At 32.4% G+C, this 15,777-nt stretch carries 23 protein-coding genes; all 23 read right to left on the bottom strand.

Annotation, left to right across the window (positions count from 1 at the left end; all coding sequences use genetic code 11):
* Positions 1-192, bottom strand: a 192-nt coding sequence (locus BUB33_RS14585; RefSeq protein WP_143154907.1) for an N-acetylmuramoyl-L-alanine amidase family protein, incomplete at its 3' end; no start/stop codon positions are given.
* Positions 193-208: 16 nt separating this feature from the next.
* Complete coding sequence (locus BUB33_RS14580) at positions 209-463, bottom strand: hemolysin XhlA family protein (protein ID WP_072976210.1); 255 nt, start codon at positions 461-463, stop codon at positions 209-211.
* 70 nt (positions 464-533) lie between these two features.
* On the bottom strand, positions 534-713 hold the full coding sequence (locus BUB33_RS14575; RefSeq protein ID WP_072977800.1) for a CD1375 family protein: 180 nt from the start codon (positions 711-713) through the stop codon (positions 534-536).
* A complete protein-coding gene (locus tag BUB33_RS14570; RefSeq protein ID WP_072977798.1) occupies positions 710-1,105 on the bottom strand; it encodes a hypothetical protein in 396 nt (131 codons plus the stop codon). Before BUB33_RS14570 ends, BUB33_RS14575 begins: the two co-directional genes overlap by 4 nt.
* A 12-nt stretch (positions 1,106-1,117) precedes the next feature.
* A complete protein-coding gene (locus tag BUB33_RS14565; protein WP_072977795.1) occupies positions 1,118-1,669 on the bottom strand; it encodes a phage baseplate protein in 552 nt (183 codons plus the stop codon).
* Entirely contained in the window at positions 1,669-3,774 is a 2,106-nt protein-coding gene (locus BUB33_RS14560; protein ID WP_072977793.1) for a hypothetical protein, read from the bottom strand. The genes BUB33_RS14565 and BUB33_RS14560 overlap by 1 nt, the downstream gene beginning before the upstream one ends.
* A gap of 12 nt (positions 3,775-3,786) precedes the next feature.
* Positions 3,787-4,137 carry a DUF6711 family protein gene (locus BUB33_RS14555; protein ID WP_072977790.1) on the bottom strand — a complete coding sequence of 117 codons (351 nt, stop codon included), beginning with the start codon at positions 4,135-4,137 and terminating at the stop codon, positions 3,787-3,789.
* 15 nt (positions 4,138-4,152) lie between these two features.
* A complete protein-coding gene (locus tag BUB33_RS14550) occupies positions 4,153-6,879 on the bottom strand; it encodes a hypothetical protein (protein WP_072977787.1) in 2,727 nt (908 codons plus the stop codon).
* Between the two features lie 79 nt (positions 6,880-6,958).
* Entirely contained in the window at positions 6,959-7,477 is a 519-nt protein-coding gene (locus BUB33_RS14545) for an OB-fold protein (RefSeq protein WP_072977784.1), read from the bottom strand.
* Positions 7,478-7,548: 71 nt separating this feature from the next.
* Positions 7,549-7,869, bottom strand: coding sequence for a Gp15 family bacteriophage protein (locus BUB33_RS14540; protein ID WP_072977782.1), 321 nt, complete (start codon positions 7,867-7,869; stop codon positions 7,549-7,551).
* A 16-nt stretch (positions 7,870-7,885) separates the two neighbouring features.
* Positions 7,886-8,212 (bottom strand): hypothetical protein, encoded by a 327-nt coding sequence (locus tag BUB33_RS14535; protein ID WP_072977780.1) that lies wholly within the window; start codon positions 8,210-8,212, stop codon positions 7,886-7,888.
* On the bottom strand, positions 8,212-8,670 hold the full coding sequence (locus BUB33_RS14530) for a phage tail tube protein (protein WP_072977777.1): 459 nt from the start codon (positions 8,668-8,670) through the stop codon (positions 8,212-8,214). Before BUB33_RS14530 ends, BUB33_RS14535 begins: the two co-directional genes overlap by 1 nt.
* A gap of 9 nt (positions 8,671-8,679) precedes the next feature.
* Positions 8,680-9,069 carry a phage tail terminator protein gene (locus tag BUB33_RS14525; protein ID WP_072977775.1) on the bottom strand — a complete coding sequence of 130 codons (390 nt, stop codon included), beginning with the start codon at positions 9,067-9,069 and terminating at the stop codon, positions 8,680-8,682.
* Positions 9,066-9,440, bottom strand: a complete 375-nt coding sequence (locus tag BUB33_RS14520) for a hypothetical protein (RefSeq protein WP_072977772.1) — start codon at positions 9,438-9,440, stop codon at positions 9,066-9,068. Before BUB33_RS14520 ends, BUB33_RS14525 begins: the two co-directional genes overlap by 4 nt.
* Position 9,441: 1 nt before the next feature.
* Positions 9,442-9,777, bottom strand: coding sequence for a hypothetical protein (locus tag BUB33_RS14515; RefSeq protein ID WP_072977770.1), 336 nt, complete (start codon positions 9,775-9,777; stop codon positions 9,442-9,444).
* A 2-nt stretch (positions 9,778-9,779) separates the two neighbouring features.
* Entirely contained in the window at positions 9,780-10,145 is a 366-nt protein-coding gene (locus BUB33_RS14510; RefSeq protein ID WP_072977768.1) for a head-tail connector protein, read from the bottom strand.
* A gap of 31 nt (positions 10,146-10,176) precedes the next feature.
* Complete coding sequence (locus tag BUB33_RS14505; protein WP_072977765.1) at positions 10,177-10,431, bottom strand: hypothetical protein; 255 nt, start codon at positions 10,429-10,431, stop codon at positions 10,177-10,179.
* A 10-nt stretch (positions 10,432-10,441) separates the two neighbouring features.
* Complete coding sequence (locus tag BUB33_RS14500; protein WP_072977763.1) at positions 10,442-11,323, bottom strand: capsid protein; 882 nt, start codon at positions 11,321-11,323, stop codon at positions 10,442-10,444.
* A gap of 21 nt (positions 11,324-11,344) precedes the next feature.
* On the bottom strand, positions 11,345-11,929 hold the full coding sequence (locus BUB33_RS14495) for a phage scaffolding protein (RefSeq protein ID WP_084725493.1): 585 nt from the start codon (positions 11,927-11,929) through the stop codon (positions 11,345-11,347).
* A gap of 96 nt (positions 11,930-12,025) precedes the next feature.
* On the bottom strand, positions 12,026-12,382 hold the full coding sequence (locus BUB33_RS14490; RefSeq protein ID WP_072977761.1) for a Gp49 family protein: 357 nt from the start codon (positions 12,380-12,382) through the stop codon (positions 12,026-12,028).
* A 138-nt stretch (positions 12,383-12,520) separates the two neighbouring features.
* Entirely contained in the window at positions 12,521-12,739 is a 219-nt protein-coding gene (locus BUB33_RS14485) for a hypothetical protein (RefSeq protein WP_072977758.1), read from the bottom strand.
* Positions 12,726-14,303, bottom strand: a complete 1,578-nt coding sequence (locus tag BUB33_RS14480) for a phage minor capsid protein (protein WP_084725499.1) — start codon at positions 14,301-14,303, stop codon at positions 12,726-12,728. The genes BUB33_RS14485 and BUB33_RS14480 overlap by 14 nt, the downstream gene beginning before the upstream one ends.
* Positions 14,293-15,777 carry a capsid protein gene (locus BUB33_RS14475; RefSeq protein WP_072977754.1) on the bottom strand — a complete coding sequence of 495 codons (1,485 nt, stop codon included), beginning with the start codon at positions 15,775-15,777 and terminating at the stop codon, positions 14,293-14,295. The genes BUB33_RS14480 and BUB33_RS14475 overlap by 11 nt, the downstream gene beginning before the upstream one ends.

Here is a 15,777-nt window from a genome sequence, read left to right as displayed (position 1 = left end):
CATTTTAGCTCTATCAGATAGTTCTATAAATGTATCTGTTGTTCTAGAATATGATACTTCTACATTGTGCCTTTTTAGTATTTCTCCTATTTTTAATCCTACAGCTAATGTAATATCCTTTTCTTTTAACCCATTTCCCACTGCACCTGGATCCTTTCCCCCATGGCCAAAATCTATGTGTACTTTTACCATGAATTTCACTTCCTTTCTATTTAAATAATCCTTGTTGAACTGCATAAAAAAAGAAGGATACTATTCCTCCTAAAAGTAATCCCATGAACCATTTCATTGTGGAATTTAATGATGCTAACTGCTTGATTAATCCATCTAACCTTTCTTCTAATCTGCTATTTACTCTCTCTATTATATCTAGTCTTTCAGAATGATTATTTATTCTTCTTTCATGTACTGATATTTTTTCATCAATTCTTTTATGCCTTTCTTCACATATTTTATTTTCCACTTTTACACCTCCAAATTTGATAAAAAGGGTAATAAAAAAGACTATCTCTAGTCTATTGCCCTTGTTAGTGTTATTGTGTTAATATTTCTATTTCTCTTTTAGCCTTCTCTATTTCTACTTCATTTCTAATTGTACTATCTGAATCATCCTCTAACTTTACAGGTGTAGCTGGTACTTCTTCTAGTGTCATCCTCTTTGCCATTACCAATACTGTATAAGCATTTACTAATCTCTTCTGAATTATTGTCATATCAGTTCACACTCCTTTAATATAGTTATTATTTGTATTTCTGTTTCAGCTTTCAAAATCTCTTCTTGAGAAGGATTAAGTTTATTAAGTGATTCTTGTTCCTCTCTTTTAATTTTATCTTCTTCATATTTTTCATAATCAATTTCATAATCAACTGCAATATCATCTTCAAATACTAAGTTTACGTAATTTTGATATCTTAGTATTTCATCAACTTTTTCTGCATCATCTATATCGTGTAATCTAAAAGTACCATAATCATCAAAAACACCACCTATACGTTCTATTACTGCTAGTTTTCCATTTATATCACTCATGCCTTGAGGTTCAACATAAGATTTCCCAGAATTAAATAATATTTTTTTATCTGATTTTCTATATACTATTAACATTTTATCACCTCTTTATAGTTTCATAATAAATGCTAGAGCATAGTACGGAGGTCTGTTTTCATGAGGTTGGTCAGAACCTATTGTATTGGTAGAAAAACTATGTGAATGACTACCTCCACTATCTGTAGTGATATTCTTTGATTCTTCATACCAACCCGAACTTCCTGTAGGTATTCCATATCCTTGACGTGGTGGGAACCCTTTATAAGTATGAGTATGAGAGCCAGAATATGAAGTTGAGCCAGTATGAGAATGTTTAGGCATTTGTGCTTCTGTTAACTTTACTTCTTTTTCTCCACCAGTAGCACCTATTGAATAGGCTCTCCCTGCTCCCACTATAAACCTATCCCTTAAATCAGGTGTTCCGTTTATGCCATTGCACAAAGCCCAGCCACTTGGAATAGTAGTGTTTGAACCACTCCACATGAGTATTGCTCCCTTAGGCACTCCACTTCCTATGGCTATATTGTTATTTTCTTTTATATTCTCCTCAATCCTATTAAAATCTATTGATGTCGGCACATCATTATCTTTCCAATCTGTCTTTGGTGGTTTCCATACCATTATGTTAGCCTCCTTCCTTGTAAGCTAGCTTTAAGCCCTCCAGTGTATTTTATATCATTTTTAATTACTCTATATTTATTTATCTCCTCATATTCCTCTATAGATATTATGTCATTTAATTCTAATGCTGGGTTACCTCTCCAATCCAACTTCAATTCCCTGATTACTGCAGGATTATTATATTTCTCTAGCAACCTATTGGCAATATCTTGAGCAGCCTCCTTAGTTTGTATAAAATAGTTTTTAGGAAACGCTAAAGTATATTGTTTATCATTTTTTATACTTTCTTCATCCTTAACCATTACAAGTACTTCGTCTAATTCCTCCCCATTTCCATCTAAAGGTGAAGCAATAACCTCTATATAGTTGGCAAAGCTTCTCTCATTAGAAGGGTTTTGTTTTTTAAAGTAATCAGCCTTAGTAATGTCTAATTCGAAAGGCATGTCAATAAATTCTACTATTTTAGCCTGTCTATTAGGATGACTCCATTTTAATATTTCTAATTCTACTTTAATAACATCTGTAGGGTTCTCTAACACCTTAACTTGACTTGCTATTTGATCATTACCCCTTATCTCTTTTGTGATAATTAAATCATCATCTGAGTTATAAATATATACATTATAATCCACAGGGTATTCTGTTCTTTTACCATCGCCAGCTACTAATAACTGACTAATGGATTTAGGTAAAAAACTTATAGTTGCTTTTGGATAGGGTGAACTAAATAAGCCTTGGGAATTGGATAGTTGATTGCCCCACCAACCTAATTGATAATCATCATCCTTGCCTACTAATTCATATTCACCTAGTTTCCAGCTACCGTCTAAAGATGCGGTCTTACCAGAAGCCTCTTCTATTTCATCAACAATCTGGTATTCCTTTGATATATTTATCCTTTCTGATACTTCAACTTCAAACTGCTTTGATGCCTCTATAGAACCTTCTACTCTAATTACTCCTTGCCTATCACAATAAGTCCTGCCCAAGCAAGCTTCAGTTATCATTCTCAAGACTTCTCTATGCGATTTATCCTCTAGATATACATAAGGAACAATATAATCTTTAAGTTCATTATCTATCCAATAATATTTCTCTGGAATATCGGCATCTTTTAGTACCATTAAGGCTAAATCATATAAGCTAATATTCCTTAAAGGTGACTCCATTTTAAAGTCTGTTTCCATTAACTTATCCAGCATATCCCTACCAACTACCTCAGCATATATCTTCTTACTATCGGACTTCCATTGCTTACTCCAAAACACTCCAAGGGGTGCAAATTCCTTTAGCCCACTATCTAATTGAACTCCTAATTCAGCCCTTATTCTCCTATCTGGTTTAAATAATTGGTATAAAGGACTTTGTTTATTACCTTCATGAAATTTACCATCAATATTATTTAGTCTTACTCTTATTTCATTAGAACTTATAGAACCTTCATAAACAGTGCCACCAGTAATGCCTACTTCCTCTAATAAATCTATTGATATTAAGTCTTTATCCTCATAAATTTCCTGAATATTGGTAAAGATTTCAGATATTTTAGCCTGTCTATGCGGATGGCTCCAACATTTGATTTTATACTCAATACTAGCTACTTGGGTGAAAACCTCGTCTAACGGCTTGACACAATGGACTTTATTATTATCTCGGATTGTGTCAATAAAGAGTGTTTCTCCTTTTTCATTTTTTAAGATGATATCAAAATCTACAGGATACTCTCCTCTTTTATCATCACCAGATAATTTCAAACTGTGAATAGGTCTAGGTTGAAAATTTACAGCAATCCAAACAGAAATACTCCCATCACTATTAGACAGTGCATCACTCCACCAACCCATTTGGCTTTTCCCATCAGTAGGGGCTAATCTATATCCATCGCCAAGTTTCCAACTTCCATCAAGTGAAGCAAATTTAGCAGATATAGAAGATATACCGTCAGTTACTTGGTTTGGATAGGATATATTGGCATTACCACTGGTTGAAACTTCTACACTTTGATCCATTTCTCCGCTGGTATAATCTATAATTACTCTTCCAAATACCCTCCTATCAAATTTTCTTTTAATCTTTTCTTGGAATTCGTTTGTCACTGGATACATCTTCTCACCACCCTATGCTTCTATTAGATTAAACTTCAATAATTTCCATAGCATTTGACCATTTGATATATATAATCCTGATGAACTTCTATCCCCTACATAAAACATTCCATTACTTATACCTTCTTGTGGATCATGATATTCTACATAAAAAAAAGGTTTATTAAGCAACTTTAAAACCTTTCTTTGTTCTTCTATGGTAAGCATTTGAAACTGCAAGTCTATTTTTCTTTTAGTCGCTACTATATCAAATAGCATTGTGCCTTCAGCATTTCTTCCAGCAGCTTCATGTATATTCTGAATACCCACATCATAACTCGTAAAAGATGGGAGTAATTCCCCTTCTATTTTAATTGATTCCATATACTCCCACCTCCATTATGCCATTTGTAAAATAGGATCAAAGCCCATCCTTTTCAATTCAGCATTTATATAAGGCAATAAAGCCCTAGCTAAAATCATTCCATCTAATTCTAATACAACTTCGGAATCTCCTTCACTCCTGGAACTATTCATTCCTCCACTAAATTCCATCATTGCTGCCATAACATTTCCTATAGAGTTTGCTACGGCATTAGCTAAAGTATCTACAAATGCAGTATTTTCCAAGGGAACCACAGCCTCTTTTCCTCGCTCTCCTACCATAGCTAAAGTAGGTTGATCTACTATACCACCCCTAGCTAATTGGGGAATAAGATCTATATTAAAGCCTAGTCCACCAACTCCAGGCACCCAATCTGGAATTTTAATTTTATTTAAAGATTTAATAAATTCATTAATCCCTCTTATTATAAAGTTAAATGGTATTTTAAATAAATTGGCCATTCCTTCCCATATTCCTTCAAATACCTTACTTACACCTTCCCACGCTCTTTTCCAATCACCTGTAAAAACTCCCAATATAAAATCAATCAATCCGTTAAATATCTTTAAAAGACCTTTTATTACTCCACCAATAGCATTAACGGTTGAACCTATTATATCAAGCACCTCTTTAAATGAGTCTTTAAATATAGGTACAAGGTATTTAATCAATTTATCTAATAAAGGCTTAAATATTTTCTCCCATAACGTTAGGATTAAATCTCCTACTCTACCAACAAAACCTAATAGTTCAGTAACGATATCTTTCAAGCTATCATTCCATATTTTTTTCATCCAATCCAACATCATGTCCCAAATGGGTTTAACTAATTCATTCCACAAGTATAAAAACCAACCATATATATCTAGAGCTACCCCCATTACCCTATCTACTATGTCTTGTCCCCATTCGTCCCAAAACCCTGAAAGAGCATCAAGAGTGTCATTCCAAACAACATTTATTAACCCCCAAATGTCTGTGAATATACCAAATATGCTATCCATAAAACTTTGTATTTCATCTTGATTTTCGGCAACAAAGTCTTTTACTCTTCCTGTTATTATTTCAAAAGTATCTGCAAAAACCGTCCCAATTAGCATTAGAGTGTTGGCCACGTTAGTAAAAGTATCTTCTACAGCCTTAGATATGATAGGTTTATATTTATTAATACTTGATAGCCACATGGAGCCAACTATTTCAAAATACTCTGTGAGATTGTTTAATCCACTTGAAATAGTCCCACTTGTCTCAGCTATCCAATTTTGGATGGGTTCTTGCATATTTTGAGTAAAATTAGCAAAGCCTTCGGCAATAGGCTCAAATAAATTTCCTGCCATAGCAATACCGTATTTGAATATTGTACCTAGTAATTCTCCTCCTGATTGGAATATAGGTTGTAAGCTTTCAAAAGCAAATTGTGCAATTTCACTCCAACCTTCAAATGCTATTTTGAAATTTTCTTTTATGCTGTCAAAATTAACTAACTCAGCACCTGCTTTAATGCCATCAAAAATATCTTTAACTCCCCAGTTATTGTAAAAATCACTTACGAACTTTGATAATTCTTCAAATTTCTCTTTAACGCCAAGGGTTGTTATAGTAGCTAGTTCAGGTACTTCCATTTCAAATTCAGGAGTTCCTGCATCATTGGCATCATCTTTTAAATCTAATTGGTTTATTTCATCAAATCCCATTAATGCCCCTTTAGCATCTTTGCCTGCTTTTTTAGCTGCCTTACCATATCCAGCCATAGCCTTTTTAGTGCTATCTAAGTTTTTAGCAACATTAAAAGATTGTTCATAGGTCTTACCAAATAATGCCGATATGGCAGCTGCTATATAAGTTGTTGCTGTTGCAATTCCTTTCATAAGAGCATTAAGAGCAGGAAGAACAAAGTCATATATAGGTTGAAACGCTACCATTAAATTAGTTTTTATTATATTTAATGAATTTACAAACTGCTTATTAGTCTTTAAAGCCGCACCTGTATAACTCATTATTCCTCTGATACCTTTAAGAATTAGGTTGTAGATAAACAGTCTTCTTAAGATAGACTTGAAGGATCTGTTTATTATAGCAGCAAACCCAATAGCCTTAACTCCACTTTCCTTCATCTCATTACCAAATAATTTAGTTTTTAAAGAAGTTTTTTCAATATCTTTACTTACTTTATTAGTTTTCTTTCCTAAGTCCTGTACTTTTCCACCTGTTTTTTGTGCCTCATCTCCTGCATTTTTTATCTCATCTGCTAATTTTTTATTTTTATCTGTTAAAGGGTCTATTTTAGATGTAAGTTTATCTATTTCAGATGTGAGCTTCTGAAACTTTGTATCAGATTTCAATATCTGTTCTAAACTTTCATCTTTACTCATACCTGAAAACGCTGGGAGATCCTTATATTTATTAATTATAGCGTCCCTTTGTGTATCTAAGTTGTTTAATTCTTCTTGTATCTTCCTTATCTCTTCCTGAGTTTTCTTATATTGAGCATTCATCTTCTCTATATTTTTAGATACTCTTTCACTAGAGCTTGTTCCAGATTGAGCAACATTTTTAAAACTATCACCAATTCCTCCTATGGAATCTTTAACAAATTTATTCGTTTTACTTGTCATTTCATTAAACATATTTTTAAAGCTATTATTAAAGACTTTACTTATTTTATTTATTTCCATATTTAAGGAATTTTGATTAATCTCTACATCTAATTGTATAGAACCTACGCTTGTGCTATCTGCCATACCTTCACCACCTTTTTAAGCATAAGAAAAGCACCTAGATTTCTCTAAGTGCTTAATGGCATTTATTAATTTCTACATATTATTCAACAAGTAAACAATCACTTAATGCTACTGTTGTACTTAACAAAGTTCCTTCACATTTTCCAACAATTTTTATTGTTTGCCCCTTTTCAAATTCAGCTACTTTCTCTTCTTCACTCTTTTTAAAAGTTATTCTAACATTATTCAAAAACCCATCTACATCAAATATTACATAAGGATTCCCTGCAATTTCCCTATCAATATCATTTATCTCTCCAGTTAGTATAAGCATCTTATTTTTATATTCTCCATCTGCTTTTATAGCATTATCCATATAATCTGAATGTAGTTTTTTATAGTCAACCTCAATTGCCTCTTCCAATGCTTTTTCTAATTCTGTTTTCTTCACTTCTCCTTTATTATCTTCAGTTTGATTTGATTCCTCTACCTTTGATGTTTCCTTAGTAGGTGTTTTGTCCTTATCCCCATTAGACCCTAATGCTCCTACTGCTATAATTACGACTATAACCCAAAACCACCATCTTTTAAATAAAGGTTTCTTTTTCTTATTTTCCACTTGAACCATCCCCCTTGTTAATATTATCTCACGCTTAAAGAATACCAAAAATAACCAAAGATTTCAACCCTCTATTTACTAAATGCTTTTTTGCACATATCCTGAAATATTTGTGTCTGCCTTTCAACTTCTTTTTTATCCATGATAACTATCCTTTTTATATTCCTATTTCTCCATTCATTTCTAAGTTTATGCTGTTCTTTAGTAAAGTTCTTAAGGACATCTTTATCATTTTCAGATCTAATTGATACTACTTTTCCAAGAGGGGTTTCAGGCATAATTCCAGATAATAAAGTACTAAACTCACTCCAAGACATATCTTTTTCATTTCTTAACCTAATCCCATATTGAGCAGTAAAGGAGGCTTCAATTAACCCCCAATCTTCGTACATATCATACCAGTCCTCTTTATATACCCTCTTCTCTCCGAAATCGAGCTTCCATCACTTCATATTTCTCTCCTGTTACAGCTGCCATAATTGCAATCATAATAGATTGATAAGCCATAATAGATAAATTCATATCATTAATTTCTTTTGCTGCATCTTCACCTAGAACAACAGATATCATTTCATCAATAGCATTTATATCATTCATATCTAACTTTTCCATCTTTTGATTTAATAATATTATTGTATTTTTTCTATCATCAACATCGTATATTTTATCCTCTGCCAGCTTTAACTTAGGTCTTTCATTAGTGAGTTTAGCAGATATATCTGTAATTTTACTCATTATTCTTCACCTCCTGCAGGTATATATTCAGGCTTACCATCACTCTGAAGTTCAAGTTCTAGTCCTGATACATTTGTACTATCTCCACCAAATGGTGTAGTTACATTAACTATACAATCAAATTTCAGTTTATCTCCATCTGGAAATCCTATTTCCGCCACGCTTGAACAAGCTAATCCACTCTTCCAAGCTAATCCTGCTACATAATCATTACCTGGATCTCCTACATGTCTTTTACCATTCAAGGCAATAGTAAATCCTTTCCCTGTCATTAACCTTCTTATCCATCCTTCAGTATCCATTGGAGTCCATTCTTCCACATTGCCATCTATTGAAGGAGAGAATGTTTCCATATCTTTTATAACCTTCATATCTTCTTCAGTACTTGTTCTTCCTTTTATTCCAATTTTAAAACCCAAATCAAATACTGGATATACTCCTAAATTAGTTGTAGTCATATTCATTACCTACCTTTCATGTACAATTTCTAAATCAATCACATATTCAAATATCCCTGAATCATCTACACCTAAATAGATAGGTTCAGGGTCTCTCGTTTTAAACTGTATAACTCTTTTATCTGCTATTTTTACGTTAGTTAACCCATTTATGAAGTTATATATTTCTTGAGCTTTTAATTCGCTTTCTTTGATGTTTTTATTCCAGTGTACTAATATCCTCATTCCTTTCCCCTTATAAGAACTGTTTTGAATACCACCTATAGCCATAGGGTTAATAAAAGCCTTGCCATTATAAACTACTATAGATTTTTGGTCTATAGATCTTAGCCCACCAGTAAACCAATTAGGGCAATCAATTTTAGTTTTTAGCCAATCTTTGAAATCACTTATTGTCATTTAATCACCCCGCCTGAATTTTGTTTTAAAAGTATCCCATAAGTTTTAGTTAGCCAGTCTTTTTTATCTCCATGAATAAACGGATCCAGCCATCTTCCTTGGGCATTAGGATTTTTATCTTGCCTAAAATTGTATTCAGGATGATAATATAATTTTCTAGCGTAAGGTGTGTTGTAGCTTAAAAACCCTTTATTATTTTCTGCTCCTACTACTGCAGACTCTTCCAGATTCCCTATTTCTTTAGGTACTACTTGCATATTATTAATCTCTGTTTTCATTGCTTCCATAGTCAAATGTAAAGATTTTATCATAGCATCTTGTATTGCTTTTATTGCTGTTGGATTTAGTTTTATATCTACTTTTATTTTCATATTACATCAAATCCAGTTCTGTAGAATATATACTTCCATCTGGATTACGAATTTTCCTATAATTATATATTTGTCTACTTTCTGCTTCCTTCTCTTCACTATCTAATAGAGTCACGTAGCCTTTTATAGGTTTATTAGGATAAATATCACCTTTGAATATACAAGAGCCTGATAGGGTTACTAATTGTCTTTCTGCATTAATTACAGTTTTACTCTTTTCATTGAAATTACATTTTCCATTGAAGATTTCATGTTCTTCAACTCCATCTTCTCCTGGTATTTCTGTAATTACCTTAATGGGTGTAACTAATAGCCAATCAGGAAATGGAAGTTTCATAGCTATAACCTCCTAACTGTAAGCCCTGTTTGGCTTAGATAATCTAGGGTCTTCTTATCTGCTATAACACCACCGGCACCTTGATTATCCTTACTAAAGGATAAACTTATGCCACCGGCACTGTATGCGTCAATGGGCATATTAATATAATCTCCATAGTTACTGATAAAGTCAGCTTGATAACATACTGCTTTTTTAATTAAACCTTGTTGGTATTCTGTTAAGTTTTGAAATCCCTTTTTTCTAATTCTGCCATAAGTTAATTTATCTACTTCATCTGATGATTCTTCTAATAACTTAGTAGCTGTATCTTCATCAAGTGTACCTTTGTAGGTATCTTTGTAATAAGTATAATCTACATAAGCCAAATAACTCACCTCTCTAATTTAAAAGAGAGAGCTATTTGCCCTCTCCTTTAGTTTTCTTTGCCCTTTCTGGCTCTTCTTTCTGAACTTTCTTATATTCTTCTAATTCTGCTTTTAAGGTTTCATTTTCTTCCCTTAATGCTACTATTTCTCTAGATTCTTCTGTTTCTATTTCTTCAAATACAAGCTTATCATTTTTTAATTCTGCTATTTTATATCCCCTATCAATAAATTTTTGCTTTTCTTCTTCTGTTATCTTGTATTGTCTATTATCCTTTATTGCAAACATAATATCCCTCCTATGCTTCAGCATTAATAGCTATTGCATCTTTTTTAGCCTTAATTACAAATAAATCTGTGTACATTCTGTTTTGGTACAAGTAACCAAATGCAGAATCAGGAGTTTCTCCCTTATTCCATAGGTAAATATCTGCTACTTTAACAGGTGCTAATATTGCTGATGTATGGTATAGCATCATGTTTATTTGCTTAGCTCCTTCACCTGGTTTAAATCCATCTGCAAAATCATATAAAGTTTTCATTCTATCAGATGGTACTGTCACTATAGTAACTTCATCTAAAGACCTAACATTCCTATTAATACTTTTAGCCCCACCACTTACATCTATTGACCTTTGTATCTTTTCTGCATTTTTAAGCATTGTATAAACTGGAGGTGTAACCTTTAACATTCTTCCTGATTGAGGTACTGCAGCTTCATCCATATCTTCCATCATTTTATCAAATACAGTTAATATATTACTTACTGTTAATGTTTCTGTATTAACTTTCCCACCACTTGCTACAAACTCTGAATACAGTTTTGAATATCTATAGATGTCTAATTCTGGTATAGCTTGCTCCTGATTAAATACTGCTGTAATATTAGCTGCTGACAATACTTGATTAGTTTCATCTACATCCATTTCATCTACAAAGAATTCTATATCCCTATCATGGGTTAATGAAAATGCTTGATAAGTATTTCCTACAGTCCCTCTATTCTTAGATCCATCCCTAGCATGATCCTTGTACCCACTTAAAGTTACGGTAGGCACCTTAATTGTTTGGGCATCTATAAAATTATATCTTCTATTAGTTGCCAAATCAGCAGATGTTAGCTCCCTTGCAAATTGTTGTTCTATCTGTCTTTCAAATCTTTCTGCATAATTAATACTCATAAATCATCCCTCTTTCTTTAATTATTTTGTTTCTGTATTCCCAAAAGCAGCTGCTATTGCATCTTCCATTGCCTGTGGACTATTAGGTGTTTCATTTCCTATCTTTTGGAATCCTGTTTGCTGTTGTTGGTTATTTGTATCATCAACCTTAAATAAGAATGTCTTGCTCTCTTTTAAAGATTTTATCTGTTCATCTAATCCAACAATCTTTCCATCATCACTTATAATTACCTTCTCTTTGTCTATTAATTGAGACACTATATCCTCATCATGTACCTTTCCAGCTATAGCTAATTTAATAGCATTAGATAATTGAAGACCCTTTAATTCCTTTTCATATGTTTCTTTAGCTACTTTATTTTCTTCCTGCAATGTTTCAATTTGTTTTTGTAATTCTTCTGCATCTATTTTCTTTAGATCTTCTAGTTGTTTATCTCTAGTTGTAATATCACCTTCAAGCTTCTTCTTAGTTTCTGCCAATGTGTTATATTGCTCTTTAGGTACTGCATGATTAGGGAACTCTTTGTTAATATCTTTCATCAGTGCCTCTTGGTCTAATACTCCATCTTTTGTATGTTTCTCAATTAACTTTAAAATCCAATCCATTTTTATCCCTCCATACTTTTTTATACTGGTCAGTGCCAGTTCTAGGTTCTTTCAGTTTATACTCATAAATACTAAAAAGAGTAATAAAAAAAGACCTTATTTGGCCTTCATTGAAAACTTATTAATCTTTTCTGGGTTTTCTATTTTTCTAAAATGATATATTGATGATAAATGGTTAATAATTTTTTCTTTACACATTTCAATACCTTTTTCTAAATCAAATTCTTTAGGGTTCTTACATATGCAATACTCTACTGCTATATATCCATTCTTTAGCTTAACACTCATGATAATGAGATTATCATAGTCTACATGGATCGTCTTTTCTGCTTGGTTATATTCATTTATTATAAATTCTTTTTCAAAAACTAAATCTGGTTGGAACCTACGCCAGGCTTCAACTAAACTTCCATCTGCATCTCTTATTGCTTCATCAAGATCCTTCACCTTCATTTTCCTCTCTTTTCAAGTAAATATAAAATTATAACAGTTAAACATATAATTAATGTTACCTGAGTAGCCGTAGCCATCAAATCACCTCCAAAATAAGCATAATAAAAGCACTCACTATTTTTACTTAGTAAGTGCTTATCACATATCTCCAAAGATATCTAATATACTTTCACATATTTTACCTTTTCCATTAGGATTATAATCCTCATCAAACCCAGAGTCCATAAGTCTATCAGCTATTAGATCCTCTAATTCTAATATCTCATCATCAGAGTAATCTCTGCCTTCGATGGGTTTTCCTATTTCTTCAAACATCTTCAATTGTTCTTCATTAAATAAATGCTTAATCTTTTCCATTCTTATCACCCATATACTTATTTCTTAATTTGCTTGAAGTCCTCCATACAGTTATAATATTTCCTGTTTCTGGATTGATCTGAACCCTAGCATTGTTGCCTATATATTCTATGCTAGGTCTATTTTGTTTATCATATTTAATTTTACCAATATTTAAAGGGTTTTTCAAGGCATCTTCTATGCTTTTAGCTGATATTTCTCTTTCTATTACTCTCTCTTTTAAATGATGACTAATTCCTTCTATAGTGATATTATCTTCGGTTATTAATCCACTTAATTCATCATACTTACTAAAATCATAAGGAACGCCTTTAGTTTGTTCTCTATTATAAGCTCTCCTTAGTTGTGGATTCTCTTTTAAATGCTCTCTCATAACCTTTTGGTACTCTTTAACTTTATCCTGATACTTTTTTTGGCTATTTTCATCAATAGAACCTTCTGCTAGTCTTTTATATTTTCTTATCTGTCTTTCAATATATCTCTGCTGTTGTTCATATTTATAGTTTTCTAAAGCTTTTTCTTCATCTGGCACTTTTGGTAGTGTAGTTATACCTGGGAAGTAAGTGCTTAGATTATGCCTACAATTTGGATGTAAAAATCCTTTCTCCATAGCTTCACTTAATAATGGATAAGGACCATCTTCTTTTTTACCACCACTATAGACATCATCTATAAGTATTTTACCCTGCCATGGTACACATAATTCACAAGCTGTTGCATGAGCTGATGCTACTACAAAGGGTATTCCTATCTCTTGCCTTCTCTTACCTTCACCCATTAAATAAGCTCTATGGTTAGTAGTCCTTAATGCCATTTCTACATATGAAGCAATATTAACCTTCTTGCCATCACTATAGGTTATTGCATCTATACCTTTTTCTAGAAAATCTTTTGTAGCCATATCTATAGCTTTATCCAATGTAATTGTACCAGTATTATAATGCACTTGAGTCTTAAATATAGTTTGCCTATATACATCATCCATTCGCCTTAATACTGCAGCATTTGCCTTTTTAAAATCATTCTCAACGGTTTCCATTAATGCCTTGAACTTGTCATCATTAGATCTAAAAAACACATCATCAATAGGTCTTGGAGCTTCTTCCCAAATCCTGGCATTTTCTAAAACCCTTTCAATAGTTTCTTGAAGGGGATCTAAAGCAAAATTTTCAATGTCTTTTAAAATGGGTTCTAAATCACCAGGGAACTTAATATATACATCATCAATGGTCTTGTTTATCAGCTTATTTATAAAGATTTTAATCTTCATTATAAAACGATTAACATTATCTTGTGCATTTTTATAAGTATTTAGAATAATTATCTGAATAGAGTTTTTAATTTCTGTGTCATATTTATCTATGATTTTTCTATTCTCTTTTCTAAACCTTTCTAAATCTCTTAACTTAGCACTTTGCCATTGTTCAAATTTAAATCCTACCTTTTGCTCTTCCTCTTGATGCCTGGATAGATTCCTTTTCACAGAAGCTATAAGTTCCAATTCCATTTGCTCATATATTTTACGAATATTATAAGCTTCGTCCTTTTGCTTTTTATTCTTCATCATCTATCACATCATCTTCTGAACCCTCTTGTTTCTCTTTATTATGCCTATCCACCCATGCAGCAGGTTCATCTATTACAGAATCACCTTCTCTAATTCTTTTAACTTCTAAGGTCTTTTCTTCCTCTGTCCATGTATCTCCGTATAGTTCTTCAATACATTGCTCTAAACTCATAATACCAAAGGTTTTAGCCTTTCCTACTACCTCTACAGTACTATCAAAATCAGGGCTTGCATATTCACCAAAGTTAATGGTTACCTCATATTCTCCTGGAAATTTACCTTCCATAGTGTCATATACTTTTAATACTGTATCTATTAGCAAAGGAATAACTTCTACTAATACATCTATTATCTTTCCTCTAGTATATAAAGTTGTCTTTTCCTTTTCCCTTTGAGCCTCTGCATTATCTGTTTTCTTTAAATCAATTCCTAGAGTTGCAGGTGATATGACCCCTTGTAAACACATATCTAAAGTGTTGGCATAACTTTCTACAAATGCAGTATAATTTATATCTGCTTGTAATTGCTCTATTTTATCCTTTCCTTCTTCAGCCATGTTGGAGCTTGTCTTAAAAAACTGATTATCGAATGGGTTAGGTCGCATTACTGCTCCTGTATCTGGATTCTTTGGTACCAAGTCCTCTGGAATATAATTCTTAACTCTACCAGCTCTAATTGCATCTATCCATTGACTTATTACTTCATCTAATGCATCAAAGTTATCCGATTTTCTTTCAAATATAGAATTACCCCTGTTTTCAAACTTAGGAGATTTAAAGAATTTCATGGGTACTGCCATGATGAAATCACCATTAAAAATAACCTTACTTAAATGAGATATTTCTGGTACTTCAGATAACGGTACCTCCTTATCGTTTTTATCATATAACTTATAGTCTATATAGCCTTTTCCGTATATTTCTTCTAACCTATAGGTTTCTTTATCATGAGTGTAATAAGCATAGAATATAATTTCTTGAAGTCTTCCTCTTTTATATCTATAGTCAACATCTGAACCACTAAAGAACTCTATTATAGGATAATCTGTTATTTCAGTATCTACACTTAATTTAAAAGCTCCATCACCACATATTAGAGTATCTTTTATAGCTCCACCTAATATTTCATCACTGAATTTATTATCTAGACTTATTTCATCCCATAGATCCTGTTCAGATAATTCAATACTATCTAAATCAGAAATGACAATATCAGCTAACTTGTCTACTATTTCACCTGGTAAACCACTATGAAATTTTCTAATACTTGAATCTGCTGAGGGTACTGCTGCCCAAAATCTAGACTTTCCTACATCATCTGTTGCAGATTGTTTAAAAAATTGGTCTAGTTCAGAAGGATCCCCTCTGTACCAAATTCTGTTTCTTAATACTGTTCCTGCATGAGATAAAGGTTCTTTAATTGATATTGAATTGTCTGTTGCAGGTTGTATATTTAGTAGTTTTGCTACCAT

The sequence above is a fragment of the Tissierella praeacuta DSM 18095 genome (assembly GCF_900128955.1).
GTDB classification, from domain to species: domain Bacteria; phylum Bacillota; class Clostridia; order Tissierellales; family Tissierellaceae; genus Tissierella; species Tissierella praeacuta.
This window is presented reverse-complemented; position numbering and strand designations above follow the sequence as displayed.